The sequence below is a fragment of the Ferruginivarius sediminum genome (assembly GCF_003344765.1).
GTDB lineage: Bacteria > Pseudomonadota > Alphaproteobacteria > Kiloniellales > Rhodovibrionaceae > Ferruginivarius > Ferruginivarius sediminum.
The window spans coordinates 64,435-88,720 of record NZ_QPMH01000011.1 but is presented as its reverse complement, the minus strand read 5'-3'; the positions used below and the strand labels follow the sequence as shown (position 1 = coordinate 88,720).

Sequence of the window (24,286 nt, the reverse complement as noted above, 5' to 3'; positions counted from 1 at the left end):
CGGTGTGCCCTCCCTCAAGGCAGGCGGTAGCCGACGTCGCGGGACATCGTGGTGAGGAACTTGAAGAGGTCGCGGGCGAAGCCGCGGTGGACGACGACAAGGTAGCGTTCCGCCTGGGTGCGCCAGAGCTGGACGCTGGTGTGGTTCATCACCGTGGAGACCACGCGCCCGACCGGGAAGGCGGTCGGGTGGACATCCACCGGCGTCGCCCTCATCAGCACGTCGCGCACCTGCGGCCCCTCAAGCTGCAGTACGTATTCCCCGTGGCTCTGGTCCGCGACGGCCGCCGTCTCGCCCAGTGCTTCGCCAAGTCGTTGCAGGAGCGCCGGGCCGTTGGTGTCGGCGGCGACGGCGAGCCAGCGGTCGAGGCCGACCCAGATCAGCGATAGGCCGTCGCCCGCCGTGCTGTCGTTCGGTCCGGGCAGGGCGAGGCCCAGGTTTTCGCTGGCGGCGCCGGCCAGCGCCTCCACCCCGGCGCGCCGCGCCTGGAAGGATGCCAGCGTCAGGTCGCGGCGCTCGGTAAAGGTGACGCCGGGGCCTTGCGGGCCGATGCGGCCGTGCTCCCCCGGTTCCCAGACGGCGGCGAGCGGCGAGGCGGCTGTCAGGGGCTCTGTCGCTTCAGGCATAGAGACGCTTTCCTTCCGGATCGACGAAGATGGGGGAGACGACCTTCACCGGGATGTCGGCGCCGCGCACCAGGTCCACCATGCGCACCGTCTCGCCGATGCGATCCGGGCCGTTCTTGAGCAGGCCAAGCGCGATCCAGTGGCCCAGCTCGGGGCTGTAGGCCGGCGAGGTGATATAGCCCTCGTCGTTCTCCGCCGTCGTCGGCACGCCCCGCGGCAGCAGATGGGCGCCGCCGTGCAGGGGCGAGGTGCCATCGGCGGGAACCAGGCCCACCAGCGACGGCCGCTCCGGCGCGGCGATGCCCGGCCGCTCCACCATGCGGCGGCCGATATAGTCCTTCTTCGTGCTCATCATCCTGCCGAGGCCGACGTCGGCGGCGGTGGTGCGGCCGTGCAGCTCCGCCCCGGTGACGTGGCCCTTCTCGATGCGCATGATGTCCAGCGCTTCCAGGCCATAGGGCACGATGTTGTATTCCGCCCCCGCCCGCATCAACAGGTCCGCCACCGCCGGGCCGTAGTCGGCCGGCACGTTCAGCTCGAAGCCAAGCTCGCCGGAGAAGGAGATGCGGAACAGCCGCGCCGGAATTCCCTGAAGCTCCATCTCCCGCGCGGCCAGGAAGGGGAAGCCCTCGTTCGACAGGTCCTCGTCCGGCAGCACCTTCTCCAGCACCTTGCGGGCGTACGGCCCGGCAATCGCCAGCCCGGCCCACTGGTCGGTGACCGAGACCATCTGCACGTCCAGTTCCGGCCACAGCACCTGATGGCAGTATTCCAGGTGCGCCATCACCGGCCCGGCGTGGGTGGTGGTCGTCGTCATCAGGTAGTGCCGCTCGCCCAGGCGCGAGGTGGTACCGTCGTCGAAGACGATACCGTCCTCGCGCAGCATCAGGCCATAGCGCGCCTTGCCGACCGGCAGCCGCTTCCAGCCGTTGCAGTAGACCCGGTTCAGCAACTCCACCGCGTCCGGCCCCTGGATATCGATCTTGCCCAGCGTCGAGACGTCGCACAGCCCGACGCCATCGCGCGTGGCCTTTGCCTCGCGGATGGAGGCGGCGAACAGGTCCTCGCCCGGCTGAAGGAAGGCGCGGGAGCGCAGCCACGGCCCCGCCTCGACGTAGATGGCGCCGCGCCGCTCGGCCCAGTCGTGCAGCGGCGTGCGTCGCACCGGCTGGAAGTGCTGCTGCCGGTTGTAGCCGGCGAAGGCGCCCAGGGTGGTCGGCGTATAGGGCGGGCGGAAGGTGGTGGTGCCGACCTCGGCAATCGGGACGCCGCGCTCTTCAGCCAGCATCGCCAGGCCGACGACGTTGCCGACCTTGCCCTGGTCGGTCGCCATGCCGAGCGTGGTGTAGCGCTTCAGGTGCTCGACCGAGGTGTAACCCTCGCGCGTTGCCAGCTTGATGTCGGCCAACGAGACGTCGTGCTGGAAGTCCAGGAAGATCCGCTTGGCCTTGCCGGGCACGGTCCAGATCGGTTGCAGGTTCCCGGCCGCGGGCTCTTCCACCGCCGGCTGGTCCGGCGCCTTGTCGTCGAAGCCGCAGGCGGCCGCCGCCGCGCGCCCGGCCTCCGCGCCGTCGCGGAGCGCGTTTTCCGTCGTGAAGCGCCCGGCGCAGGCACCTGCGGAAACCTCGGCCTGACGCGGCTCGCCGGGGACGAGGCAGAAGCTGTCGGCGTCCCACACCGGCTTGACGCCGGTCTGCGAGGACAGGTGCACCGCCGGATCCCAGCCGCCGGAGACGCACAGCAGGTCGCACGCGATGCGCTTGCCGTCGCTCAGTTCGACGCCGCGCAGCCCGCGCCGGCCCAGCGCTCGCTTCACCAGCCAGCCCTCGCGTCCGTCCACGACCTCGGCCACCTCGACACCGCCGTTCGAGAGGGCGTCCGCCGTCGCGCCGATGTCGTCGTTGTTGGCGAAGATGACGGCCCGCGCGCCCGGCCGCACGGCGAAGCGGTTGACGTAAGCCCGCGCCGCCGAGCCCAGCATGACGCCCGGCAGGTCGTTGTTGGTGAAGGCGATGGGCCGCTCGTTCGCGCCGGTCGCCAGGACCACGCGGTGCGCCTCGATGTGCCACAGCCGTTCGCGTGGCACGTCGGCGGCGCGGTCCTCTCTGTAGTCCGCGACCTTTTCCACCGCGCCCAGGGTGTTGTGGTCGTAGTAGCCGAACACCGTCGTCCGGCGCATCAGCCGTACGTTGTCCAGCCCCGCAAGCTCTCCGGCCACACTCTCCGCCCAGGCGTGTCCGGGCCTGCCGTCCAGGCGTACATCATCGGCAAGCAGGCGCCCGCCGAGCCGGAAATCCTCGTCGCACAGGACCACGCGCGCACCCGTTCGCCCGGCGGCCAGCGCAGCGGAAAGGCCGGCGGGGCCGCCGCCGACCACCAGGATATCGCAATGCAGCGTGCCGCGCTCGTAGCGATCGGGGTCAGGCGCCATGGCCGGGCGGCCCAGGCCGGCGGCCTTGCGGATCTGCGGCTCGTATAGCCTCTCCCACAGGGCGCGCGGCCACATGAAGGTCTTGTAGTAGAAGCCCGCCGGCATGAACGGCGCCAGCAGGTCGTTCACCGCCATCAGGTCGAATGTGAGTGACGGCCAGCGGTTCTGGCTGGCGGCGGCAAGCCCCTCGCGCAGTTCCGCCATCGTGGCCGGGATGTTCGGCGTGCGCCGGGCGCCGGTGCCAAGCTCGACGAGGGCGTTGGGCTCGTTCGATCCGGCGGCGAAGATGCCGCGCGGGCGATGGTACTTGAAGCTGCGCCCGACCAGCCGCACGCCGTTCGCCAGCAGGGCGGAGGCCAGGGTGTCACCGGCGTAGCCGGTCATCTCCCGGCCGTCGAAGGTGAAGGACAGCGGCCGCTCGCGGTCGATCAGCCCGCCCTCGGCGCCGCGGAAGCTTCTCTCCCCGGTCATTTCGCCTCCGTGCCGCGCTCGCGGGCGAGGCGGCTATCGAACACCTCGTGCGTGAGCGTGTCGCGCTCCACCTCCAGCCACGCGCGGCAGCCGTGCAGGTGATGCCAAAGCTCGCGGTGCGGCCCGCGGGGGTTGTCGCGCAGATAGACGAAGTCGTACCAGGCCTTGGGGTCCGTCTCCTCGGCCGCCGGGCGCTTGACCGTGGCGTCGCCCAGGTAGGTGAATTCCTCAAGCGCGCGCTCGCCGCACAATGGACAGGGAATACGCATATTCCACTCCTGACGGGTGTTCGGGCCTAATGGGTGTTCGGGAAGGGGCCCGTACTCTCTTCGTCGAGCAGATGGCCGGATTCGAAGCGCTCCAGGCTCAACGGGGCGTTCAGCGCGTGCGGCTCGTCCCGCGCGATGGTGTGGGCGAAGCACCAGCCCGAGCCGGGTGTCGCCTTGAAGCCGCCGTAACACCAGCCGCCGTTGAGATAGAGCCCCTCCACCGGGGTTTTCGAGATGATCGGGCTGCCGTCCATCGACATGTCCATCACGCCGCCCCAGTGGCGCAGCAGGCGCAGGCGCCCGACGCTCGGCATCAGCGACATGGCCGCCTCGATGGTGTGCTCCACCGCCGGCATGTTGCCGCGCGCCGCGTAGGAGTTATAGCCGTCTAGGCTGGAGCCGAAGACCAGGCCGCCGTGGTCGGATTGGCTGATGTAGAAGTGACCGGCGGCGAAGGTGACGACCTGGTCCACCATCGGCTTGATGGCCTCGGTGACGAAAGCCTGCAGAAGATGGCTCTCGACGGGCAGGCGCAGGCCCGCCATTTCGGCAAGCTTGGTCGTGTGGCCGGCGACGGCGAGGCCGACCTTCCCCGCCTTGATGTGCCCGCGCGTCGTCTCCACCCCGGTGACGCGACCGTTCTCGCGGGCGATGCCCGTCACCTCGCAGTTCTGGATGATGTCGACGCCCAGGCTGTCGGCGGCGCGGGCAAGGCCCCAGGCCACCGCGTCGTGGCGCGCCGTGCCCGCGCGCGGCTGCAACAGGCCGCCGCGCACTGGAAAGCGGGCGTTGTCCAGGTCCAGGGCCGGCACCCGCTCGCGGACCTCCTCCCGCGTCAGCAGCACCGCGTCGGCGCCGTGCAGGCGCATCCCGTTGCCGCGCCGCGCGAAGGCGTCCACCTGCCCGTCGGAGTGCGCGAGGTTCAGCACGCCGCGCTGGCTGAACATCACGTTGTAGTTGATGTCCTGCGACAGCCCCTCCCACAGCTTCAGGGAGTGCTCGTAGAACGGCTCGTTGCCCGGCAGTTCGTAGTTGGAGCGCACGATGGTGGTGTTGCGCCCGACGTTGCCGCCGCCCAGATAGCCCTTCTCCAGCACGGCGACGTTGGTGATGCCGTGCTCCTTCGCGAGGTAGTAGGCGGTGGCAAGGCCATGGCCGCCGGCGCCCACGATCACGACGTCGTAGCCCGCCTTCGGGTCCGGATCGCGCCAGGCCCGGGGCCAGCCGCGATGACCGCGCATAGTCTGCCCGATCAGGTTGAAGAGGGAATAGCGCATGCCGTCCGTAACTATGGCCTGGTTCGCAAGTCCGGCAACCGCATCGGCCGCCATCCATAATCGTTAGGGGCGGGGGTGGGCGAACTCTTGCCCCTACGCGCCGTCGCCTTGTCCCTTTTGCCCGTCCTTCTTGCTCGCGACAAGCTCTCCCGGCGTTATGCCTTTGGCGGGAATCTTCAGCAACTCCGCCAGCCGCGCGCGGACCGCGCCGAGGGTGTCGGGCGGCGTCTCGTGACGGTCCAGGCGCTCCACCAGGCAGTCGATGCCCTGGCCGCGCATAGTGGCCGTGACGACGAAGCAGCGGCTTTGCGTCAGCCGGGCGATGCCGCCCAGGCAGGCCGCGATAGCCCCGCGTGCGTTGCGGTCGTCGCGCAGCGCGAACAGCGCGTTGCCGCCCAGGATGTCCTGCGCCACGCCATAGTCGCCATAGCGCTGCATCGCCCGCTCGCGCGCGTGCTCGGCCAGCGGCTCCCCCGCCTTGAGGATGATGGCGCTGAGCGGCACCAGGATTCCGGCACCGTCGTCCGGCGCGGCGAAACCCGCCCAGCCTTCCGGTTCCCCGTCGTCGGCGGGGCGTGGCGTATCGGCCTCTTCGGACATGATTTCCCTCCAGGAATGGCGCGCAAGCAGGCTAGTCGCTGTTCGCCGCCCGGACCAGGATTGTCGTTGGGCGGCCGGTATTCAACCGTAAGCGGGACCAAGGTGGCGGGGCATTTCCCAAATTGGTTGATAGATTTTTAGGCGGTTACAACTAAAAGTAAAACTATCGTTGAATCGGGAGGCGATTCCTGATTAGCATGAAGATGCACGCGGCAAGCATTTAATTGCTTGCCGCCGGTGCGGCCCGCCCGGGAAGGGCGCGCGCACCGACGGCGTCCGGTGGCTCGGTGTCGTGTTGTGGTGTGGGGTGACAACACGACACCGTGTCCGCGGCCGGACCCACGGACATGCCGCCCGCACCGCTTGGGGTAGCGTTTGGGGTGCGGCGGCCGGCGGCAAACCTATTAAGTGCGTTCCTTTACCTCACAATAACTTTTAGGTTGTATTCCTTGCCTGCGAAGACGCCCTTTGGCGCAACGCATCGGCAAATGCCCTTTCCGCTCGCGGTGAATACTCCACCGCGATGCAGCCAAGGTGTGCCATACAACCTGCGAGACGTGCGGGTGCCACACCATATGCGATACGTCAAGAATTTTAGCACAATTTTTGCGATCTCCCTTGTATGTGCGGCCTTGGGTCGCAGACACAATCGCAACTCGATACGTCTACCTTCACCGGCAGCCACGCCTCGCCGCGGAGATTGATCTGCATTAGTCGTGTAGATACTCTGCTTGAATAGCAATCGAAGGTTGCAGTGTGGGGCAATTCCGTTCGGGCCGCGTCCGAACCTCGCAGGCAGGCGACGGGGCCGCTCGGGCTATTGAAGGGGAACCTCGATATGAAGCGAATTTCCGGTGTCATGGCCGCCGCCGCGCTGGCGGCAATGCTGGGCGTTACAATGGGCGCCGCCGCCAGTGCGAAGGCCGGCGGGATCATGGCGGAGCACGCCTGGGCGCGGGCGACGATGGCGGCGGTCAAGAATGGTGCCGCCTATGTGACGCTGCACAACCACGGCGAGGAGACCGACCACGTCGTCGCGGCCGAGACGCCGGTGGCGAAGCATGCCGGGCTGCATGGCCACTCGATGAAGGACGGCGTGATGCAGATGCATCCCGTCGAGCGGGTCGAGGTGGCGCCCGGAGGGACCGTTGTGTTCGAGCCCGGCGGTCTGCACATCATGCTGATGCAACTCGATCATCCGCTGAAGGAGGGGGAGAGCTTCCCGCTTACCCTCAAGCTTGCCAGCGGCGACAGCCTGGACGTGACCGTCAAGGTGAAGGCCATGGGCGCGATGTCCGGCGGCCACGGCGACCACGATCACGAGGACTAAGCTGCCCGAAATCCGGCCTTTTACGCGGCGGGACATCCCTGGGATGCCCCGCCGTATTGCTATGGCCGGATCTCGATCGGCGTACCGGGCGGCACGCTTTTCCAGATCAGGTCCATCTCCTCGTTGGTGACGGCGATGCAGCCCTCGGTCCAGTCCGTCAGCGCGTGGCTGCGGCCCATCCACTCGAAGTCGGCGGGCAGGCCGTGGATCATGATGTTGTCGCCCGGATCGACGCCTTCGCGCCGCGCGCGCCGAATGTCGCCGGGCGAGGGATACGAGATGTGGATCGAGCGATAGAACCGGCTGTCGGGGTTGCGCCAGTCAAGGACGTAGGAACCTTCCGGCGTGCGCCCATCGCCTTCCGCCCGCTTCGGGCCCGAAGGCTTGCTACCCAGGGCGACCTTGAAGGTGAGGAAGACCTGTCCGTCGTCCACGAGGTGAAGCTGTCGCCGGCCCTTATCGACGATGACCTTGTCGGCGAGGCGGGGCAGGAGGGCTTTTCGCGCCTCGGCCTGGTCCGTTCCCTGACCGGCGGACTGCGAAGCCGATGCCTCGGCGTTGCCGGCGTCGTCGCGCGGCAGGGGTTCGAGGTAGGGATCGGCCGTGCATGCGGCGAGTCCGGCAAACAGCAATGCCGGAAGGGCCGTCTGGCGGGTCCGAGTCCACATCATGCGCAACATGGCGCTGTCTGACGGTTACTGCTGCGAAATGTTCGCCCCGGCCCGGATTATGCCGCAAATTCGATCGGCTCGCCTAGCCCCATTCGTGCGGGTGGACGGCCCGAATTGTCATTGCGCCATTTTCCAGCCGTCGTCGTGCCCCTGCGCGCCCCTGTCCGCCACGATGCCGGGGAGGATGACGCGAACGGTGGTGCCTTCACCGACGGCGCTTGTCAGTACCAGGCGGCCGCCGTGCAGTTCAGTGAGTTCCTTCGCAAGGGCCAGGCCGAGCCCCGTCCCCTTGTAGCGCCTGGCCAGCGTGCCGTCGGCCTGGACGAAGGGGCTGAGCACGCGCGCCTGATCCTTCGGCGCGATCCCGATGCCGGTATCCGTTACGGCTATCTCCAGTTGGCCGCCCTCGACCGGCTGCGCGCCGACGGTGATGCTTCCGCCATCGGGCGTGAACTTCACGGCGTTCGAAACGAGGTTCAGGAATATCTGCTTCAAGGCGCGCGGGTCGGCGTCGATTCGGGGCAGGCCGTCCAGGTCCGGCACTTCGATACGCACACCCGGATTGTTCACGGCCTGTCGGGCGGTGCGGACGGCGCTGTGGACGATCTCGCCGATGTCGCATCGCTCGCGCCGCAATTCGTAATGCCCCGCGCCGATGCGCGAGAGGTCCAGGACGTCGTTGATCAACGCCAGCAGGTGGTGGCCGCTGTCGCGGATGTCGCGCGCGTACTCGCCATAGCGCCGGTCGCCCAGCGGGCCGAAGATCTGCGAGTCGATCGATTCCGAGAAGCCGATAATCGCGTTCAGCGGCGTGCGCAGCTCGTGGCTCATCATCGCAAGGAATTCGCTTTTCGCACGGTTCGAGGCCTCGGCCATGTCGCGCGCCCGCGAGAGCTGGCGCATCAGGCGGACGTTGGCGAAGCGCACGGCAAGGCCCTGCGTGAGTTGCCGGTACATGTTGCGGGCGATGAACACGATCAGCGCCGTGAAGGTCACCGCGCCGATCGCCATCGCGACCTGCGGCAAGGCAACATGCGCAAGTAGATAGATGGCGAACGGGGCGTTCATGGCGACGACGAACAGCGAGAACGCAAGCGTCACCGGGCTCAGCGCCGAGACGGCGCCGGCGCTGAGCCCCGCGGCGAAGAAGCAGCCAAGCACTTGCATCTCCACATCGCCCCACGGCAGCAGGGCGGCGAAGCCGAGGCCCCAGCCAAGGCCGGCGAGGGCGTTGCCCGCGATCAGGACGCGGCGGCCGACAGCCGTCATCCCGCGCCCCAGCGCCGGGCGGGCGAAGCGGCGCAGCCGCAGCCAGCGCCAGAGGCTGAGCGCCAGCATCGCCGCGCCCCAGGCAAGCGCCAGCGGCCGGCCCGTCGTCCACCAGACGAGGCCGGCGAAGGTCGCTGCGCAAACCGAATTGCCGATCAACGCCAGCGGCAGGTTGCGCAGGAACAGGCGCCAGCGCTCCCGCGCGATACGGGCGTCATGGTCCGACAGGTCGCGGACCTGCCCCGGCCGTGCGCTCGAGGCGCCGAGGCCCCTGAAACCGAGTCCCATTGTCCCGGAACGCGGGACGCCACGCCCGTGTGTGTCTGTCTTCTCTTTCATTGCGTGCCCGCCCCCGCGCCGGGCCGCCGGATCAGCCGGATGGCTCAGTAAAGACAAGTTGCTTGATTAAGTCACCCCTTCATACAGTTGACAGTAGCAAGATTGACGAATCGTTTAAGCGGGCGTTTCGACAGGCGTTATGATGGCGCAGACCATCGATTGGGAGGGGCAACTTCATGAAGATTCGTGCCGCCGTTTTGGAAGAGATCGGGACGCCACGCCCCTATGCCGAGACCAAGCCGCTGAAGATCCAGGAGCTTGACCTCGACCCGCCCGGCGAGGGGGAGGTTCTCGTCAAGGTGGCGGCCGCCGGGCTTTGCCATTCCGACCTGTCGGTCATCAATGGCGACCGGCCGCGTCCGACGCCGATGGCGCTGGGCCACGAGGCCGCGGGGGTAGTCGCGGAACTCGGGCCCGGCGTGGACGACCTGGCGGTTGGCGATCACGTCGTGCTGGTGTTCGTGCCAAGCTGCGGCCATTGCCGGCCCTGCGCCGAGGGACGCCCGGCGTTGTGCGAGCCGGCGGCGAAGGCGAACGCGGCCGGCGAGATGCTGGGCGGCGGGCGGCGTCTGCACCGCGACGGGCAGGACGTGCACCACCACCTGGGCGTATCCTGCTTCGCCGATCACGCCGTCTGCTCGCGCCGCTCGCTGATCAGGATCGACAAGGCCGTGCCGCTTGAACAGGCCGCCTTGTTCGGTTGCGCGGTACAAACGGGGGTGGGCGCGGTCGTCAATACGGCGCACGTGCCGGCCGGCAGCGACGTCGCGGTGGTCGGCCTGGGCGGTGTCGGCCTCAATGCGTTGCTGGCGGCCAAGCTGTCGGGTGCGGCGCGCATCGTCGCGATGGACCTGCTGGACGACAAGCTGGCGCTGGCCCGGCAACTGGGCGCCACCCACACCGTGAACGCCGGCTACGCGGATGCGGCGGATCAGGTTCGCGCGGCCACCGATGGCGGCGCCGATTTCGCGTTCGAAATGGCCGGCTCGGTGCCGGCGCTGGACCTGGCCTACAAGGTGACGCGGCGCGGTGGCACGACGGTAACGGCGGGCCTTGCCAACCCCGACAAGCGCCTGGAACTGGCGCCGGTGTCGCTGGTGGCCGAGGAGCGCACGCTGAAAGGCAGCTATATCGGAAGCTGCGTGCCGGTGCGCGACATCCCGCGCTTTTTGACGCTGTTCCGGCAGGGGCAGTTGCCGGTGGACCGGCTGATGAGCGAGCGGGTCACGCTGGACACCCTGAACGAGTCCTTCGACCGTCTGGCCGACGGCGGAACGGTGCGGCAGGTGCTGACCTTCGATTAGACGCGGATTGCGTCTGATGGCAGACAGGCAGGCAGCCGTCGACCGCACGCGGCATAAGCTTCGCGGACCCGGCGTGCGTGGCCTCAGGCCGTCATCGTCGCGGCCGGCAGGCCAAGAATTTTGCGGGCCTCCGCCGCCGTGGCCGGTCGGCGACCGTAGGACTCCAGCACATCGACGGCAAGGCAGACCAGCTCGGCATTGCTGTCGGCGAGGCGGTCCTTCGAGGCGCGGATGTTGTCCTCAAGCCCCGTGCGCAGATGACCGCCAAGCTCGGCCGCCCAGTGGTTGACGGTCAACTGGTGCCGGCCGATCCCGGCGGCCGTCCAGGTCGCGCCGGGCATGACCTCGCCCAGCTCGTCCACCAGGAATTCCAGCACCTTGCGCCGAGCGGGGAGGGCGCCGGGAATGCCTAACACGAACTGCACGTGCGCCGGTTCCTTCAGCAGGCCGCGGTCGGCCAGCCGGCGGGCATTGTAGAGCATCGCCAAGTCGAAGACCTCGACCTCCGGCTTCACGTCGTACTCGATCATCGCCTGTGCGAGTTCGTCGATCAGCGCGGGATCGTTTTCGTACACGCTCGTTGCGAAGTTGACCGAGCCGGTGGCAAGCGAGGCCATCTCCGGCTTCAGCGGAATCGCGCTGCCCCGCTCGTTGGCGCCGCGCCCGCGCCCGCCGGTTGAAAACTGCACGATCATCTCGGGGCAATAGCGGCGCACGCCGCCCAGGAACCGGCCGAACAGCGCCGGGTCGGAGGACGGCCGGCCATCGTTGGTGCGCGCATGAACGTGCACCAGCGCCGCGCCCGCCTCGTAGGCGGCGTGGGTGGATTCGATCTGCTCCTCCGGCGTGATCGGCACGGCCGGGTTATCCGCCTTCTGCGGCTGCGAGCCGGTGATCGCGACCGTGACGATTGCTGGAGACGTGGACACGTGGGTCGTCCTTTCCTTGTACCGCCGGTGCAGTCGCTATTCAGCCGCCTCCGCCATCGTACCCGATTGCATCGCCTGCCATATGCGTTCGGTTGTCGCCGGCATGTCGATGTGGCACACGCCGTAGGGCTGCAACGCATCGACGATGGCGTTGATGACCGCCGGCGGCGCGCCGATGGCGCCGGCCTCGCCCGCGCCCTTGATGCCCATCGGGTTGGTGGCGCAGGGGATGTCCTCGACGAAATGGACGTTGAAGCCCGGAATGTCGTCGGCGCGCGGCATGGTGTAATCCATGAAGGTGGCGGTGACGAGCTGGCCCGAATCCGCCTCGTAGACCGTGTGCTCGTATAGCGCCTGGCCGATGCCCTGCGCCGTGCCGCCGTGCACCTGGCCGGCCAGCATCAGCGGGTTCACGATGGTTCCGGCGTCATCGACGATGGTGTAGCGCACGATCTCCACCTCGCCGGTCGCCTCGTCGATATCCAGCTCGCAGACGTGGCAGCCGTTCGGATAGGTCAGCGGCGGCGCCTTGTAGCGCGCGGTCTCGTCCACCCCGCCCTTGAGATCGTCCGGCAGGTCGTCGCGGCCCATGGCGCGCGCCACCTCGGCCAGCGTCACCTGCTTGTCGGTGCCGGCCACGGTGAAGACGCCGGCATCGAACTCCAGGTCGGCGGGCGCGGCCTCCAGCAGGAAGCCGGCAAGCTGCTTCATCCGTTCGACCGCCTTGTCGGTGGCCGCGACGGTGGCGCCGCCGCCCATCAAGAGGGAGCGCGAGCCGCCGGTGCCCTTGCCGAAGCCCAGCTCCCGCGTGCTGCCCTGATGCAGCACGATCTGCTCCGGGCTCAGGCCCAGGCGGTCGGCGATCAACTGCGCATAGGCGGTGGCGTGGCCCTGGCCGTTGGTCTGCGTGCCGACGAACAGCGCCACGGTGCCGTCCGGCTCCAGGCGGAAGCGGGCTTCCTCCTCGCCGATGCCGGCGCAGCACTCGATATAGCTGGCGTGGCCCAGGCCGCGCAGCTTGCCGCGCCGCCGCGCCTCGGCCTTGCGCCGGTCCAGCCCGGCGGCTTCGGCGTAGTCCAGCGCCGTGTCCTGCAGCCGCGCGAAATCGCCCGAATCGTAGGTCATGCCGGTCCGTGTCTCGTAAGGCATCTGCTCGGGCCGGATGAAGTTGCGCCGCCGCAGCTCGGCCGGTGCCAGGCCAAGCTCATGCGCCGCCGCGTCGATCAGCCGCTCGATCAGATAAGCCGCCTCGGGCCGGCCGGCGCCGCGATAGGCGTCCACCGCGACGGTGTTAGTGAAGACGCAGCGCGTGCGGCCGAACAGGGCGGGGATATCGTAGACGCCCGGATACATGCGGGCACCGGCGCTGGTCGCAACGTAGATGCCGAAGTTGGAGAGATAAGCGCCCAGGTTGGCGATGGTGTCGATGTGCAGGCCGGTGATCCGCCCATCGGCGTCGAGCGCCAGGGCGGCTTCGGTGACGTGGTCGCGGCCCTGGTTGTCGGACTGGAAGCACTCGGTGCGCTCTCCCGTCCAGGCGACTTGCCGGCCAAGCTCGTGCGCGGCGTGCATCACCAGTACCTGCTCGCCGTAGAGGAAGATCTTCATCCCGAATCCGCCGCCGACGTCGGGCGTCATCACCTGGATACGCTCGGGATCGACCTTGAAGATATGCTCGGCCAATTGGTTGCGCAGGCCGTGCACCCCCTGGCTGCCCGTGGTCAGCGTCCAGACGCCGCTATCGGCGTCGTAGTCGCCGATGGCATTGCGAGGCTCCATCGAGTTTACCACCACGCGGTTGTTCACCAGCTTCAGCCGGGTGACATGGGCCGCCGACTCCAGTGCCTTCCGTGTGGCGTCCTCGTCGCCGATGCCCCAGTCGACGCAGAGGTTGCCCGGCGCCTCGTCCCAGATCCGGGGTGCGTCGGGGTCCAGGGCACCCTCGGTGTCGACGACGTGCGGCAGCTCGTCGTACTCGACCTCGATGAGTTCGGCGGCTTCGCGCGCGGCTTCCTCGGTTTCCGCGACGACGGCGGCCACAGGATCGCCGACGTGGCGCACGCGGCCTCGGGCAAGTACGGGATGCGTGGGCATCGCGGGTGGCTGGCCGTCCTGTCCCTTGACCGGCGTCAGGCAGGGAATATCGCCGATGCCCGCCGCGTCCAGCTCGGCACTGGTATAGACCGCCAGCACGCCGGGTGCCTGCCGCGCCGCCGACGTATCGAGCCGGGCGATCCCGGCATGCGCGTGCGGGCTGCGCAGGACGTACATCCGCGCCGCGCCGGGGGCGTGTGCGTCGTCGGTGTAGCGGCCGTGCCCCGTCAACAGACGCTGGTCCTCGACGCGGGCGATTCCCTGGCCGACTCCGAACTGACCCATGTGTCGCTCCTTCTCCACTGACCTGACGGGCAGGCGATCCTAACGGAATGTGGCCCGCCAGACGACCGGGGAAAGCGATGCCGCCGAGGCGTGCGGCGGGCTCACGTTCAACTTGACCTGAGCCTTCGATCACACCATTTCTATCGGTGCATGGCGCCAATGGTTGGGCCATGCGTCGACCGGCCGCCGTGAGACGATGGGGCCGGACGGCATGGTGGGAAAACAGCCTTGCTCGATCGAGGAGGCCAGCATATGTCCCGCGTTTCCGTGTTCAACAGTCCGCTTTTGCTGGGCTTCGACCACTTCGAGCGCGCTCTCGACAGGATCTCGAAGACGGCCAGCGACGGCTATCCGCCCTACAACGTGGAACAGGTGTCGGACGACGGCCTGCGAATCACGCTGGCGGTCGCGGGGTTCCGTCCCGAGGATCTGGAAGTGCGAATCGAGGATACGCAACTCATGATCCGGGGCCGGCAGGCCGAGGACGATGGGGAGCGGATCTATCTGCACCGCGGCATCGCGGCGCGGCAGTTCCAGCGCAGCTTCGTCCTGTCCGAGGGCATCGAGGTCGTTGGCGCCAGTCTGGACAACGGTCTGCTGCACATCGACCTGCAGCGGGTCCGCCCCGAGCCGGAGGTGCGGACGGTCGAGATCAAGACAGGTCGGCAGACCAGCGAGGAGATCACCGCGCGCCGCGGCGGCTCTCGCGGGGCCGACGGCAAGAACGGCGGAGGCACCGCCGCGAAACACGAAACGCAAGGTCAGGGCTGACAGGGTAAGGCAAACGGAGCTGCTTGCCGGATTTACGGATCGGGAGCAGACTTCCGGGACTGCCGTAAGGAGTTACGACGATGCAGAGTGCTGAGCGTCAGGAACACATCACGCAGCAGGATCTGGCGGCCTGGGGCGTGGACGACGTCGCCTACGTGAAGAGCGTGCGGCAGAACGGCAACATCGCCTACGCGATTCACGCGGCCGACGGGACACAGATGGCGATCGTGCGCGACCGTCAGGTGGCGTGGGCCGCTATCCGTCAACACGATCTGGAGCCGGTGAGCGTCCACTGATCGATTGAACGGTTTCCATCGTGCAACACGAAAGTGCCGCCGGTGCCACCCGGCGGCCCCTGACCAGGAACATCGACCGCAAAAGACGTGCCGGCCGCCTCACGCGGCGTGGCTGGCTGCCGATTCCGTGATTATGGCATAGATCGCGTCCGCGCTTTCGCTGCCGCGAATCTTCTCGCAGACGGAGCGGTCGCGGAGCAGGCGCGAAACCCGTGCCAGCGCCTTCAGATGGTCGGCACCGGCCCCCTCGGGCGCCAGCAGGACGCAGATCAGGTCGACCGGCTGCTCGTCGATCGAATCGAAGTCGATCGGCGTCTCCAGGCGTGCGAACAGGGCCTGCAACCGGTTAAGCTCGGACAGCTTGCCGTGCGGAATGGCAATCCCGTTGCCGACACCGGTGGTGCCCAGCCGCTCGCGTTCGACCAGAACCTCGAAGATACGACGTTCTGCCACGCCGGTCAGCTCGGCGGCGCGACGCGACAGTTCCTGCAATGCCTGTTTCTTGCTGGTCACGCGCAGGCTGGGAACGATCGCGTCGGGACGGATGAGATCGGCGATCTCCATGGCGAATCACCTTTGGACGCGCTGAAGGCCGGTTATTTGGCGGAGCTGTTGCCCTGGGGATCGATCCACCCGATGTTCCCATCGCCCCGGCGGTAGATCATATTCATCCCGCCGTGGGCCGAATTGCGAAACATCATCGCCGGAAGGTCCGCCAGGTCGAGCCGCATGACCGCCTCTCCGACGGTCAGGCTCGGAATTTCATGCGACATCTCTGCGATCACGGCGGGCTGGCCGTCGGCGGATTCGCCTTCTTCGGCCTCCCCGCTTTCGCTGGCCAGAACGTACTGGCGCGCCGCCATCGTCTGGATCGTTTCCGCGTTGGATTCTCTGTGGTGGTCGCGCAAACGGCGCTTGTGGCGGCGAAGCCGTTTCGACAGCCGGTCCGCCGCCCCGTCAAAGGCGGTATACGGCTTGTCGGCCCGGTTCTCGACCACGAGCTGGATCCCGCGGCCGACGTGGGCGTTCACGAGCGCATGATACATCGGGCCCTCGCGCGACATCGTGACGGTCGCCTCGATGGCGTCGCCGAAGTACTTCCCGAAAATATCGTTCAGGCTTTCCTCGATGTGGCCGCGGAAAGCGTCGCCGACATCGATCTGCCTGCCGTTCACCGACAGCTGCATAATTTGCTTGTCCTGGATCTTAGGCCGGGTCTCCATCGCCCCCGTGTGCGTTTCCCGGCCCCAAGGCCGCGGAACATATGGAGCCATGCCGTGGGAGTCAACTCTGCCTCCCCTCTTGCCCATGAGTCCAAGGTAACGCGCGTGGCACGCGGTGCAAGTAAACAATCCACTTGCATTATAAGTGTCTAGAATTGCACGGCTTTTTCCCGCCTGCGCCGGGGCGAGGAGGGGATTCGCATCGCCTCCCTGTACTTCGCGACGGTACGCCGGGCGATATCGATGCCCTCGGCGCGCAGGATTTCCACGATCCGGTCGTCGGAGAGCACAGCCTTGGGCGTTTCGGCGTCGATCAGCGCCTTGATGCGATGGCGCACAGCCTCGGCCGAATGGCCTTCGCCGGACACCCCGCCGAGGGAGGCGGTGAAAAAGTATTTCAGTTCGTACGTGCCGCGCGGCGTGGCGATGTACTTGTTGGCGGTGACGCGGCTGACGGTTGATTCGTGCATCTCGATTACCTCGGCGATGTCGCGCAGCGTCAGGGGCTTGAGATGCTCGATGCCCTTGGTGAAGAAGCTGTGCTGCCGGCGCACCAGTTCCCCGGCGACCTTCAGGATGGTCGTCGCCCGCTGGTCGAGGGCGCGCGTCAACCAGTTCGCCGATTGCAGCTGCTCGTTCAGGTACTGCTTCTCGGTCCTGTCCCGCGCATGGGCCGAGATCTCGGCGTAATACCGCTGGTTCACCAGGACGCGGGGCAGGGTATCCGGGTTCAACTCGACCGCGAAGCCGCCGCCGCGCGCAGGCCGCATCAGGATGTCGGGGATCACCGGTTGGACGGGGCCGGCGCCGAAGCCAAGTGCGGGCTTCGGGTCGAGGGCTTTCAACTCCTGCAGCATCTCGGCGAAATCTTCCGAATCGACATCGCAGAGACGGCGCAGCTTGGCGTAATCCCGCGAGGCCAGCAGGTCCAGGTTGTCGATGAGGGCCTGCATCGCCGGGTCGAACCGGTTCCGCTCGCGCAACTGCGTGGCCAGGCACTCGGCCAGGGAGCAGGCAAAGACGCCGGCGGGGTCGAAGCCCAGCATGCGTTGGCGTAGGCCCTCGACGACGGCGATTTCGACGCCCAGCAGCTCGGCCAGTTCCTCCACCGTGCCGGCGAGATAGCCGGATTCGTCCAGGCTGTCGATCAGGGCTTCGGCGACCGCGAGTTCGACCGGCGTCCCGAAGGCTGTGCGGGCCTGTTCCAGTAGGTGCTCGCGCAGGCTGACCTCGCCGGGAAGGCGCTGGTCCAGGCCCGAAATGTCCTCCTCGCCGCTGCCGCCGCCCGCCCCACCGCCTGGGGGCGCCGACCAGTCGGCCAGGGTGTCGGGAGCAGTGTCCCAATCCGCCTCGCCGCCGCGGTCGTCGAAGTCGTCCTCGTCGCCGCGCGGACGTGGCTCGTCCCCCTGTGCCTCCGCGGCCGCCTCCGGCTGCTCCGAACGTTCCAGTAGCGGGTTCTGCTCCAACTCCTGTTCGACATAGGCGCGAAGGTCGAGGTTGGAGAGCTGCAGCAGTTTGATGGCCTGCTGCAGCTGCGGGGTCATGACCAGCGACTGGCTATGGCGAAGCTCTAGCCGTTGCGACACCGCCATATCGAGGAACCGTTTGCCATTGGAATAGAGGCCTACAGGCTAAAGCTTTCGCCCAGGTAAACCCGTCGCACGTCCTCGTGGGCGACGATCTCCGCCGGCGCGCCCTCCATCAGGACCATGCCCTCGTGGATGATGTAGGCCCGGTCGACGATTTCCAGCGTTTCCCGCACGTTGTGGTCGGTGATCAGGACGCCGATGCCGCGGTCCTTGAGGTGCCCGACAAGGTCGCGGATATCGCCCACGGCGATCGGGTCGATGCCGGCCAGCGGCTCGTCCAGCAGGATGAACGCCGGTTGCGAGGCCAGCGCCCTGGCGATCTCCACGCGCCGCCGCTCGCCGCCCGACAGCGCCATCGCCGGCGTGCGGCGCAGGTGGGTGATGGAGAACTCCGCCATCAGGTCTTCCAGCATGGTCTCGCGCCGGCCGCGGTCGGATTCGACCACCTCCAGGACCGCGCGGATGTTCTGCTCCACCGTCAGGCCACGGAAGATCGACGCCTCCTGCGGCAGATAGCCCACGCCAAGCCGGGCGCGGCGGTACATCGGCAGGTCGGTGACGTCGTGCCCGTCCAGCGTGATCCAGCCGTAGTCCGGGGAGAGCAGCCCGGTGATGATGTAGAAGCAGGTGGTCTTGCCGGCACCGTTCGGACCCAGGAGGCCGACAGCCTCGCCACGCTGGAGCGAGACGGTCACGCCGCGCAGCACCGGCCGCTTCTTGAACGACTTGCCGATATTGACGGCCGCCAGCCCGGCCTTGTCGGCGATTGCGCGCGGACTGTGGCGGCCCTCTTCCTGTTCGCGGTTATCCAGGTTCTCCAGGCCTTCCAGGGCGTGGCCGTGCAGCGGCGTCACCTCGGCACTCGGTCGCTCGCCCGATTCGCTCATGCACTCACTCCCTACTGGGACCCGTTACCGGATCCAACCTCCTCGGGCATTTCGCTTCCCTTGCCCTCGGGCTTCAGCAGCGCCTTGACACGGTTGCGCTCGGCCGCGTTGGGCGGGGCCCCCATGAGTTTGCTGACGCCGGTCTTCAGATTGACCTCGGCGTAGCCGCCGTTCAACTGGTTGTCGCCCCGCGTCAGCTTCACATCGCCGTAAAGGCGGGCGATCTCCGTTTTGGCATTGTAGACGCCCTTGTCGCCGCGCGCGAATTCCTCCTTCGTGGAAATGCGCACGTTGTCGAAGGCCTCGATCCGGTCCACGCCGCGCTGGTCATTTTCGTCGGCCTCGCCGAAGTAGGCGGTCAGGACGTCGGCGGCGATGCGTCGCTCGCCCTGCAGCGCGACGGCGTTGCCGCGGGCCACCGCCATGTCCTTCGCGCGCCAGTATTCCAGGCTGTCCTCGGCCGTGATCGTTTCCTCCGCCGCCTCGAAGCGCAGGTCCTCGCCAGTCAGCACCACGACCGCCTGGTCGATGTCGTAGGTGCCCCGGTCGCCGTAGGCGGTCTCGTTCTCGCCGACGATGCGGACGTTGCCGACGGCATCGATGCGGAAGATCTCGGTATCACCGGAGGTTGCGCCGCTGTCCGTGCTCGTCGCGTTGCCGGCCCCGGCATTGCCGTCGGTCTTGCGATAGTGGGCGATCAGCTCGTCGGCGTGCACCGTCAATTGGCCGCGCGTGGCCTTTGCGTTGCCGCGGGCGATGTAGAGCTGCTCGTCGCGGCGCCATTCCAGGCCTTCCTCCGCCTCGATCTGCAGCGGGCCGCTGCCGCTGCCGGAAAGTCCCTGGGCCGAGGCGGGCGGCAAGGTCGCCGGCATCAGCAGTGCCGCCGTCAGCAGCAGGGCGCCAAGGTTGTATCGTCCCCGATTCAAGGCTGCCCCTCCAGCCCGTTTTCATAGACGGTCAGTTTGCTCTTGCCGGTAAAGAAGATGCGCTTCCCCCCGTCCTCCAGGCGAAAGCCTTCCGCCTCCAGGTTGCCGGTGGGGCCCTGGCCCTGTACCGGCCGGTCGGACTGCGCCCGGTTTGCCTTCAGATCGATATCCGCCGCGCTTGTATGCATTTCGAAGCCCCGGTCGTGGAACAGACTGACATTGCCGCTGAGGTGAAGCTTCTGCGTCTCCCGCCAGTACTGGCCGTCGTCCGCCGTCAGCGCGAGCCACGCTCCGTCCTGCAGCGTGATGTCGGCCTTCGGCTGTTGCAGCTTTATCAGATCGGCCCCGCTCTTGGCCTGCGTTGCCTGGTCGGCCACGATCGAGAACGGCCGGTTCTGCTCGTCCCGGCCGCGGAAGCGGGCGTTCAGCATGCTGAGATTGTCCGCCTGGTCGGGCGACAGATCGGAGATCCCCACGCGGAAGCTGCTTTCGTCCGGGGCGAACTGCGGCCAGACGATGACCAGCAGGACCATCGCCACGGCAAGCGCCGGCAGCACGACCTTCAGCGTGCCCACGAACAGGCTGTAGCCGTTGCGTACCGACAGCCGGGGCGGCTGCCGGGTCCGCGCGCTCTCGCCACCTCTGGGCGCTCGCGGGGACCCTGGTGCCTGCTGCGGCGCCTGGGCCTTATCGGCGGCGTTCGCCATGAACCTCTCGCGTTCGTGCCACTGCCGCGCCCATGCCTCAGGCGATCCCGGCGCGCAGACAGTCGTGAATGTGCAGAATTCCCGCCGGGCGGCCGTTGTCGGCCACCACGAAGAGGCTGGTGATCGCCTGGCGGTTCATCAAGCCGAGCGCCTCGGCTGCCAGCGCCCGCTGCCGGATTGTCTTGGGCTCCGCTGTCATAACCTCGGCCACGCTCTGGCTCAGCAGGTCCGCGTTCATGTGCCGGCGCAGGTCGCCGTCGGTGACGATTCCCATCAGCCGTCCGTCCTCGCCGGTGACGCCGACGCAGCCGAAGCGCCGGGTCGTCATGATGATGATGGCATCGCGCATCGGCGTTTCGGGCGTGGTCAGCGGCAGCTCGTCGCCGCCGTGCATGATGTCGTCGACGCGAAGCAGCCGCCGCCCCAGCGTGCCGCCGGGGTGCAGAAGCTGGAAGTCGCTGGAGGAGAACTGCTTGCGCTCCAGCAGCGCCACCGCCAGCGCGTCGCCCAACGCCAGCATCAGCGTCGTCGAGGTCGTGGGCGCCAATCCCATGGGGCAGGCCTCTTCCGCCTCGGGCAGCAGCAGGACGCAGTCGGCCTCCTTCGCCAGGGTGCTGCCGCGCCGCGCCGTCATCGCGATCAGGGTGATACCGAAGCGGCGCGTGTAGGCGATGACGTCGGATAGCTCGGAGGTGTTGCCGGAGTTCGACAGGGCCACCACCGCGTCGCCCTCGGCGATCATGCCCAGGTCGCCGTGGCTGGCTTCGCCCGGATGGACGTAAAGCGCCGGCGTGCCGGTGGACGACAGCGTCGCCGCGATCTTGCGCGCGACGTGCCCGCTCTTGCCCATGCCTGTGACGACGACGCGCCCCGTCGCGGCAAGCAGCGCCTCCACCGCGGCGACGAAGCTGCCGTCAAGCGCGGCCGCCAGCGCCTTCAGGCTGTCCCCCTCGATCGAGAGAACCCGGCGCGCGGCAAGCAGGTCGGGCGATTCTTTCAACTGCGTGGCCATGGGTGCCTTATAATATTTAGATGCAGTTTTTCATATAATTTTGTTCGGCGCGAGTGTAGCAAACGCGCGCCGCGCCGCGAACCTTCGGCGAACTCAGTGCTCGAAGATGTCGACCTCGTCCCAGCCCGCAAGGTCCAGCCGGGCGCGCCAGGGCAGGAAATCGAAGCAGGCCCGGGCCATCTCGCTGCGCCCCTCGCGGGCCAGCATGGCGTCCAGGCGGGCCTTGAGGTCGTGCAGGTAGAGCACGTCCGAGGCGGCGTAGTTGAGCTGTTCGCGCGTCAACTCGGCCGCGCCCCAGTCGCTCGACTGCTGCTGCTTGGAGATCTCGACGCCGATCAGGTCGCGGCACAGGTCGCGCAGGCCGTGCTTGTCGGTAAAGGTGCGCACCAGCTTCGAGGCCAGCTTGGTGCAGTACACCGGCTGGCAGTCGATGCCCATGTGGTGGCGGATCATCGCCAAGTCGAAGCGGGCGAAGTGGAACAGCTTGGTGATCTTCGGATCGGCCAGCAGGGCGCGCAGGTTCGGCGCGCTGTAGTCGCCGTCGGCGAACTGAACCAGGTGGGCGTCGCCGTCGCCGGCGGAAAGCTGCACCAGGCACAGGCGGTCGCGGGCCAGGTTCAGGCCCATCGTCTCGGTATCGACGGCGACGATGTCGCCGAGGTCGAGGCCCGCGGGAAGGTCGTTCTGGTAAAGCTGAATCGCCAAGGTTCCGCCATCGGTTGCACGCTTCGGGACCGGCCCCGCGCCGGTGCGTTCGCGAAAGCGCGCGGCGGCGCAAACATAGCCGTGCAAAACGAGGTGTCAACGCCCCGCCCTCCAGTGCTATAACCCGCGCCGGTTCGAATCGGCACCCGCCCATGCCGGCGGGATGCGCTCTGGCAATGCGAAGGAATGGTGCAAGCGATGACACGGGTTGCGACCGTCTTCGGAGGCTCCGGGTTCATCGGACGGTACATCGTCATGCGTCTGGCCAAGGAAGGATGGGTGGTCCGCGTCCCCGTGCGCGACCCCGAGGCCGCGCATTTCCTGCAACCGCTCGGCAACGTCGGCCAGATCGTGCGCATGGGCGTAGCGATCCAGGACGAGGCCGCGGTCAAATGGGCCGTGGAGGGCGCGGACGCAGTGTTCAACTGCACCGGCATCCTGTTCGAGCCAAGCAAGCACCAGACCTTCGAGGAACTGCACCATCGCGGCCCGGAACGCATCGCCAAGGCGGCGGCCGATGCCGGGGTGAAGCGGCTGGTGCACATCTCCGCCATCGGTGCGGACAGCAAGAGCGAATCCCTCTACGCGCAATCGAAGGGGCGGGGCGAGAAGGCGGTCCTGAAGGCCTTTCCGGATGCCACCATCCTGCGCCCGTCGCTGGTGATCGGCCCGGAGGACGGTTTCTTCAACAGGTTCGCGGTGATGGCGCGGCTGTCGCCCGCGCTGCCGCTGATCGGCGGGGGCAAGACGAAATTCCAGCCGGTCTATGTCGGCGACGTCGCCGACGCGGCGATGAAGGCGGTGCACGACCCGGCGACGAAGGGCCAGACCTACGAGCTTGGCGGGCCGCGCACCTATACGTTCAAGCAGCTTATGGAGATGCTGCTGAAAGAGATCCGCCGCAAGCGGCTGTTGCTGCCGGTGCCGTTCTCCGTCGCGGAGATTCAGGGCAGGGTCCTTCAGTTGCTGCCCTCGCCGCCGCTGACGAAGGATCAGGTCACTCTTCTGAAGAAGGACAACGTTGTCTCGAAGAAGCGGGCCAAGACCTTCGAGGATCTTGGCATCAAGCCGCAGGCCATCGAGGTGATCATCCCGGCATACCTGGAACGCTATCGCCCCGGCGGCCGCTTCCAGGACGCGGCGCGCTACAAGGCGTGAAGCGTCGCGCGTAAATCAGACGTAGATCAGGTAGAGCAGCAGCGCGCCCAGCAGCAGCCGGTAGACGACGAAGGGCGTGAAGCTTGCGCGCTGTAGCCAACGCATCATCAGCGCGATGGCGGCAAGTGCGGCGATAAAGGCGAATCCGGCCGCGACAAGCGCATCCATGCCCAGGCGCAGATTGCCGCTTTCATAAACGTCCGCGCCGGCCAGGGTGCCGGCACCCAGGATCGCCGGAATGGACAGCAGCAGCGAGAACCGCGCCGCGTCCCGCCGTTCGTAGCCCAGGAAGCGCGCCGCCGTCATGGTGATTCCGGATCGGCTGGTGCCCGGTACCAGCGCCAGAATCTGCATGAAACCGACCACAAGGGCGTCGCTGGCCCGCATGTGCGGCAGGCGCCGCAGCGTCATGCCGCTGCGGTCCGCGACATAAAGCAGCATGCCGAAGCCGATGGTGGTCCACGCGATGACGGCGTCGTCGCGCAGGAACTCGGTGATCCGGTCCCTCAGCGCGAAGCCGGCGATGACGACCGGGATCGTGCCGAGGATTACATAGCCCGCCAAGCGTGCGCCCTCGCTTCGCCGTCCGATCAGCAGGCTGAGGGTGCCCACGATCATCTGCCAGACGTCGCGCCGGAAATAGCACACGACGGCGAGAAGCGTGCCCACGTGCACGGCGATGTCCATGATCAGGCGGTCGTGGCCGGACTGGATAGCGACCGCGCCGGCCTGCGCGTCCAGGACCTCCCACGCCAGCACCAGGTGGCCGGACGACGAGATCGGCAGGAACTCTGTGATGCCCTGCACCAGGGCCAGGACGACCAGATGGAAAAGCGGCACGGATTCCCCCAGTGGCACAGGGCACGGCGCGACACGCCGCGCTTATACACGGCCATGCCCCGAGCCTGCCAGAGCGGAAAATAGTTCACAAATAGGACCTTTTCCGTTGCAGGGGAATATCGTTGTGTGATTCAGCAGCCGTCTTCATCAAATTGCCAACGCCATTAGGTCAGCAGATATGTCCTATTAACGAAATTTTCGCTGGCGTTCCCCAGTTCAAGACTGTATAAGGGATGCTACCGGCCGCACGGTTCGGGTCTGCCGGGATGCCATCAAC

Annotated in this window: 23 protein-coding genes; 5 read left to right on the top strand and 18 right to left on the bottom strand. The window is 67.5% G+C overall.

Features of this window, described 5'->3' with window-relative positions; genetic code table 11:
- Positions 1 to 14 precede the first annotated feature (14 nt).
- The 5 genes from DRB17_RS12655 to DRB17_RS12635 form a co-directional block, all read right to left on the bottom strand.
- Positions 15 to 626 carry a sarcosine oxidase subunit gamma gene (locus DRB17_RS12655; protein WP_114582574.1) on the bottom strand — a complete coding sequence of 204 codons (612 nt, stop codon included), beginning with the start codon at positions 624 to 626 and terminating at the stop codon, positions 15 to 17.
- Positions 619 to 3,528, bottom strand: a complete 2,910-nt coding sequence (locus DRB17_RS12650) for a 2Fe-2S iron-sulfur cluster-binding protein (RefSeq protein WP_114582573.1) — start codon at positions 3,526 to 3,528, stop codon at positions 619 to 621. Before DRB17_RS12650 ends, DRB17_RS12655 begins: the two co-directional genes overlap by 8 nt.
- Positions 3,525 to 3,797, bottom strand: a complete 273-nt coding sequence (locus DRB17_RS12645; RefSeq protein WP_114582572.1) for a sarcosine oxidase subunit delta — start codon at positions 3,795 to 3,797, stop codon at positions 3,525 to 3,527. The genes DRB17_RS12650 and DRB17_RS12645 overlap by 4 nt, the downstream gene beginning before the upstream one ends.
- Positions 3,798 to 3,823: 26 nt before the next feature.
- Complete coding sequence (locus tag DRB17_RS12640) at positions 3,824 to 5,074, bottom strand: sarcosine oxidase subunit beta family protein (RefSeq protein ID WP_114582606.1); 1,251 nt, start codon at positions 5,072 to 5,074, stop codon at positions 3,824 to 3,826.
- Positions 5,075 to 5,167: 93 nt separating this feature from the next.
- The gene (locus DRB17_RS12635; RefSeq protein WP_114582571.1) at positions 5,168 to 5,674 is read right to left on the bottom strand and encodes a hypothetical protein; all 507 of its coding nucleotides are present in this window, start codon (positions 5,672 to 5,674) and stop codon (positions 5,168 to 5,170) included.
- An 838-nt stretch (positions 5,675 to 6,512) separates the two neighbouring features.
- Between DRB17_RS12635 and DRB17_RS12630 the strand changes: the two genes are divergently transcribed.
- Positions 6,513 to 7,004 carry a copper chaperone PCu(A)C gene (locus DRB17_RS12630; protein WP_114582570.1) on the top strand — a complete coding sequence of 164 codons (492 nt, stop codon included), beginning with the start codon at positions 6,513 to 6,515 and terminating at the stop codon, positions 7,002 to 7,004.
- Between the two features lie 59 nt (positions 7,005 to 7,063).
- Here DRB17_RS12630 and DRB17_RS12625 read toward each other — a convergent pair whose 3' ends face one another.
- Positions 7,064 to 7,675: a L,D-transpeptidase family protein gene (locus DRB17_RS12625; protein ID WP_206607875.1), complete on the bottom strand. Its 612-nt coding sequence runs from the start codon at positions 7,673 to 7,675 to the stop codon at positions 7,064 to 7,066.
- A 117-nt stretch (positions 7,676 to 7,792) separates the two neighbouring features.
- Positions 7,793 to 9,283: a sensor histidine kinase gene (locus tag DRB17_RS12620; protein ID WP_114582569.1), complete on the bottom strand. Its 1,491-nt coding sequence runs from the start codon at positions 9,281 to 9,283 to the stop codon at positions 7,793 to 7,795.
- A 176-nt stretch (positions 9,284 to 9,459) separates the two neighbouring features.
- Between DRB17_RS12620 and DRB17_RS12615 the strand changes: the two genes are divergently transcribed.
- Entirely contained in the window at positions 9,460 to 10,587 is a 1,128-nt protein-coding gene (locus DRB17_RS12615; RefSeq protein ID WP_114582568.1) for a zinc-dependent alcohol dehydrogenase family protein, read from the top strand.
- A gap of 83 nt (positions 10,588 to 10,670) precedes the next feature.
- Here DRB17_RS12615 and DRB17_RS12610 read toward each other — a convergent pair whose 3' ends face one another.
- Complete coding sequence (locus tag DRB17_RS12610; RefSeq protein ID WP_114582567.1) at positions 10,671 to 11,516, bottom strand: 3-oxoadipate:acetyl-CoA acetyltransferase; 846 nt, start codon at positions 11,514 to 11,516, stop codon at positions 10,671 to 10,673.
- Positions 11,517 to 11,552: 36 nt separating this feature from the next.
- Positions 11,553 to 13,895, bottom strand: a complete 2,343-nt coding sequence (locus DRB17_RS12605; protein ID WP_114582566.1) for a xanthine dehydrogenase family protein molybdopterin-binding subunit — start codon at positions 13,893 to 13,895, stop codon at positions 11,553 to 11,555.
- Positions 13,896 to 14,147: 252 nt separating this feature from the next.
- Between DRB17_RS12605 and DRB17_RS12600 the strand changes: the two genes are divergently transcribed.
- Both DRB17_RS12600 and DRB17_RS12595 read left to right on the top strand, forming a co-directional pair.
- Positions 14,148 to 14,666, top strand: a complete 519-nt coding sequence (locus DRB17_RS12600) for an Hsp20 family protein (RefSeq protein ID WP_114582565.1) — start codon at positions 14,148 to 14,150, stop codon at positions 14,664 to 14,666.
- 80 nt (positions 14,667 to 14,746) lie between these two features.
- A complete protein-coding gene (locus DRB17_RS12595; RefSeq protein ID WP_114582564.1) occupies positions 14,747 to 14,962 on the top strand; it encodes a DUF1150 family protein in 216 nt (71 codons plus the stop codon).
- Positions 14,963 to 15,061: 99 nt separating this feature from the next.
- Here DRB17_RS12595 and ptsN read toward each other — a convergent pair whose 3' ends face one another.
- From ptsN to DRB17_RS12555, 8 genes are all read right to left on the bottom strand, one after another.
- Positions 15,062 to 15,526 (bottom strand): PTS IIA-like nitrogen regulatory protein PtsN, encoded by a 465-nt coding sequence (gene ptsN, locus DRB17_RS12590; RefSeq protein ID WP_114582563.1) that lies wholly within the window; start codon positions 15,524 to 15,526, stop codon positions 15,062 to 15,064.
- A 32-nt stretch (positions 15,527 to 15,558) separates the two neighbouring features.
- A complete protein-coding gene (gene hpf, locus DRB17_RS12585; protein WP_114582604.1) occupies positions 15,559 to 16,149 on the bottom strand; it encodes a ribosome hibernation-promoting factor, HPF/YfiA family in 591 nt (196 codons plus the stop codon).
- Between the two features lie 185 nt (positions 16,150 to 16,334).
- The gene (rpoN, locus tag DRB17_RS12580; RefSeq protein ID WP_114582562.1) at positions 16,335 to 17,777 is read right to left on the bottom strand and encodes an RNA polymerase factor sigma-54; all 1,443 of its coding nucleotides are present in this window, start codon (positions 17,775 to 17,777) and stop codon (positions 16,335 to 16,337) included.
- A gap of 32 nt (positions 17,778 to 17,809) precedes the next feature.
- Positions 17,810 to 18,661 (bottom strand): LPS export ABC transporter ATP-binding protein, encoded by an 852-nt coding sequence (gene lptB / locus DRB17_RS12575; RefSeq protein WP_114582561.1) that lies wholly within the window; start codon positions 18,659 to 18,661, stop codon positions 17,810 to 17,812.
- 11 nt (positions 18,662 to 18,672) lie between these two features.
- Positions 18,673 to 19,587, bottom strand: a complete 915-nt coding sequence (locus DRB17_RS12570) for an LptA/OstA family protein (RefSeq protein WP_241503827.1) — start codon at positions 19,585 to 19,587, stop codon at positions 18,673 to 18,675.
- The gene (lptC, locus tag DRB17_RS12565) at positions 19,584 to 20,294 is read right to left on the bottom strand and encodes an LPS export ABC transporter periplasmic protein LptC (protein ID WP_114582560.1); all 711 of its coding nucleotides are present in this window, start codon (positions 20,292 to 20,294) and stop codon (positions 19,584 to 19,586) included. Before lptC ends, DRB17_RS12570 begins: the two co-directional genes overlap by 4 nt.
- A gap of 37 nt (positions 20,295 to 20,331) precedes the next feature.
- Positions 20,332 to 21,306: a KpsF/GutQ family sugar-phosphate isomerase gene (locus DRB17_RS12560; RefSeq protein WP_114582559.1), complete on the bottom strand. Its 975-nt coding sequence runs from the start codon at positions 21,304 to 21,306 to the stop codon at positions 20,332 to 20,334.
- A gap of 93 nt (positions 21,307 to 21,399) precedes the next feature.
- Positions 21,400 to 22,011, bottom strand: coding sequence for a ribonuclease D (locus DRB17_RS12555; protein WP_114582602.1), 612 nt, complete (start codon positions 22,009 to 22,011; stop codon positions 21,400 to 21,402).
- A 198-nt stretch (positions 22,012 to 22,209) separates the two neighbouring features.
- Here DRB17_RS12555 and DRB17_RS12550 point away from each other — a divergent pair, with 198 nt between their 5' ends.
- On the top strand, positions 22,210 to 23,169 hold the full coding sequence (locus DRB17_RS12550; RefSeq protein ID WP_206607874.1) for a complex I NDUFA9 subunit family protein: 960 nt from the start codon (positions 22,210 to 22,212) through the stop codon (positions 23,167 to 23,169).
- 15 nt (positions 23,170 to 23,184) lie between these two features.
- Here the strand turns inward: DRB17_RS12550 and DRB17_RS12545 are convergent, their stop codons facing one another.
- A complete protein-coding gene (locus DRB17_RS12545; protein WP_114582557.1) occupies positions 23,185 to 24,009 on the bottom strand; it encodes an undecaprenyl-diphosphate phosphatase in 825 nt (274 codons plus the stop codon).
- Positions 24,010 to 24,286: the final 277 nt, after the last annotated feature.

Excerpts from the sequence above, each read along its gene's own strand:
- DRB17_RS12655 (WP_114582574.1), bottom strand. The coding sequence starts at position 626 with ATGCCTGAAGCGACAGAGCCCCTGACAGCCGCCTCGCCGCTCGCCGCC.
- DRB17_RS12650 (WP_114582573.1), bottom strand. The coding sequence starts at position 3,528 with ATGACCGGGGAGAGAAGCTTCCGCGGCGCCGAGGGCGGGCTGATCGAC.
- DRB17_RS12645 (WP_114582572.1), bottom strand. The coding sequence starts at position 3,797 with ATGCGTATTCCCTGTCCATTGTGCGGCGAGCGCGCGCTTGAGGAATTC.
- DRB17_RS12640 (WP_114582606.1), bottom strand. The coding sequence starts at position 5,074 with ATGCGCTATTCCCTCTTCAACCTGATCGGGCAGACTATGCGCGGTCAT.
- DRB17_RS12635 (WP_114582571.1), bottom strand. The coding sequence starts at position 5,674 with ATGTCCGAAGAGGCCGATACGCCACGCCCCGCCGACGACGGGGAACCG.
- DRB17_RS12630 (WP_114582570.1), top strand. The coding sequence starts at position 6,513 with ATGAAGCGAATTTCCGGTGTCATGGCCGCCGCCGCGCTGGCGGCAATG.
- DRB17_RS12625 (WP_206607875.1), bottom strand. The coding sequence starts at position 7,675 with ATGATGTGGACTCGGACCCGCCAGACGGCCCTTCCGGCATTGCTGTTT.
- DRB17_RS12620 (WP_114582569.1), bottom strand. The coding sequence starts at position 9,283 with ATGAAAGAGAAGACAGACACACACGGGCGTGGCGTCCCGCGTTCCGGG.
- DRB17_RS12615 (WP_114582568.1), top strand. The coding sequence starts at position 9,460 with ATGAAGATTCGTGCCGCCGTTTTGGAAGAGATCGGGACGCCACGCCCC.
- DRB17_RS12605 (WP_114582566.1), bottom strand. The coding sequence starts at position 13,895 with ATGGGTCAGTTCGGAGTCGGCCAGGGAATCGCCCGCGTCGAGGACCAG.
- DRB17_RS12600 (WP_114582565.1), top strand. The coding sequence starts at position 14,148 with ATGTCCCGCGTTTCCGTGTTCAACAGTCCGCTTTTGCTGGGCTTCGAC.
- DRB17_RS12595 (WP_114582564.1), top strand. The coding sequence starts at position 14,747 with ATGCAGAGTGCTGAGCGTCAGGAACACATCACGCAGCAGGATCTGGCG.
- ptsN (WP_114582563.1), bottom strand. The coding sequence starts at position 15,526 with ATGGAGATCGCCGATCTCATCCGTCCCGACGCGATCGTTCCCAGCCTG.
- hpf (WP_114582604.1), bottom strand. The coding sequence starts at position 16,149 with ATGCAGCTGTCGGTGAACGGCAGGCAGATCGATGTCGGCGACGCTTTC.
- rpoN (WP_114582562.1), bottom strand. The coding sequence starts at position 17,777 with ATGGCGGTGTCGCAACGGCTAGAGCTTCGCCATAGCCAGTCGCTGGTC.
- lptB (WP_114582561.1), bottom strand. The coding sequence starts at position 18,661 with ATGAGCGAATCGGGCGAGCGACCGAGTGCCGAGGTGACGCCGCTGCAC.
- lptC (WP_114582560.1), bottom strand. The coding sequence starts at position 20,294 with ATGGCGAACGCCGCCGATAAGGCCCAGGCGCCGCAGCAGGCACCAGGG.
- DRB17_RS12560 (WP_114582559.1), bottom strand. The coding sequence starts at position 21,306 with ATGGCCACGCAGTTGAAAGAATCGCCCGACCTGCTTGCCGCGCGCCGG.
- DRB17_RS12550 (WP_206607874.1), top strand. The coding sequence starts at position 22,210 with ATGACACGGGTTGCGACCGTCTTCGGAGGCTCCGGGTTCATCGGACGG.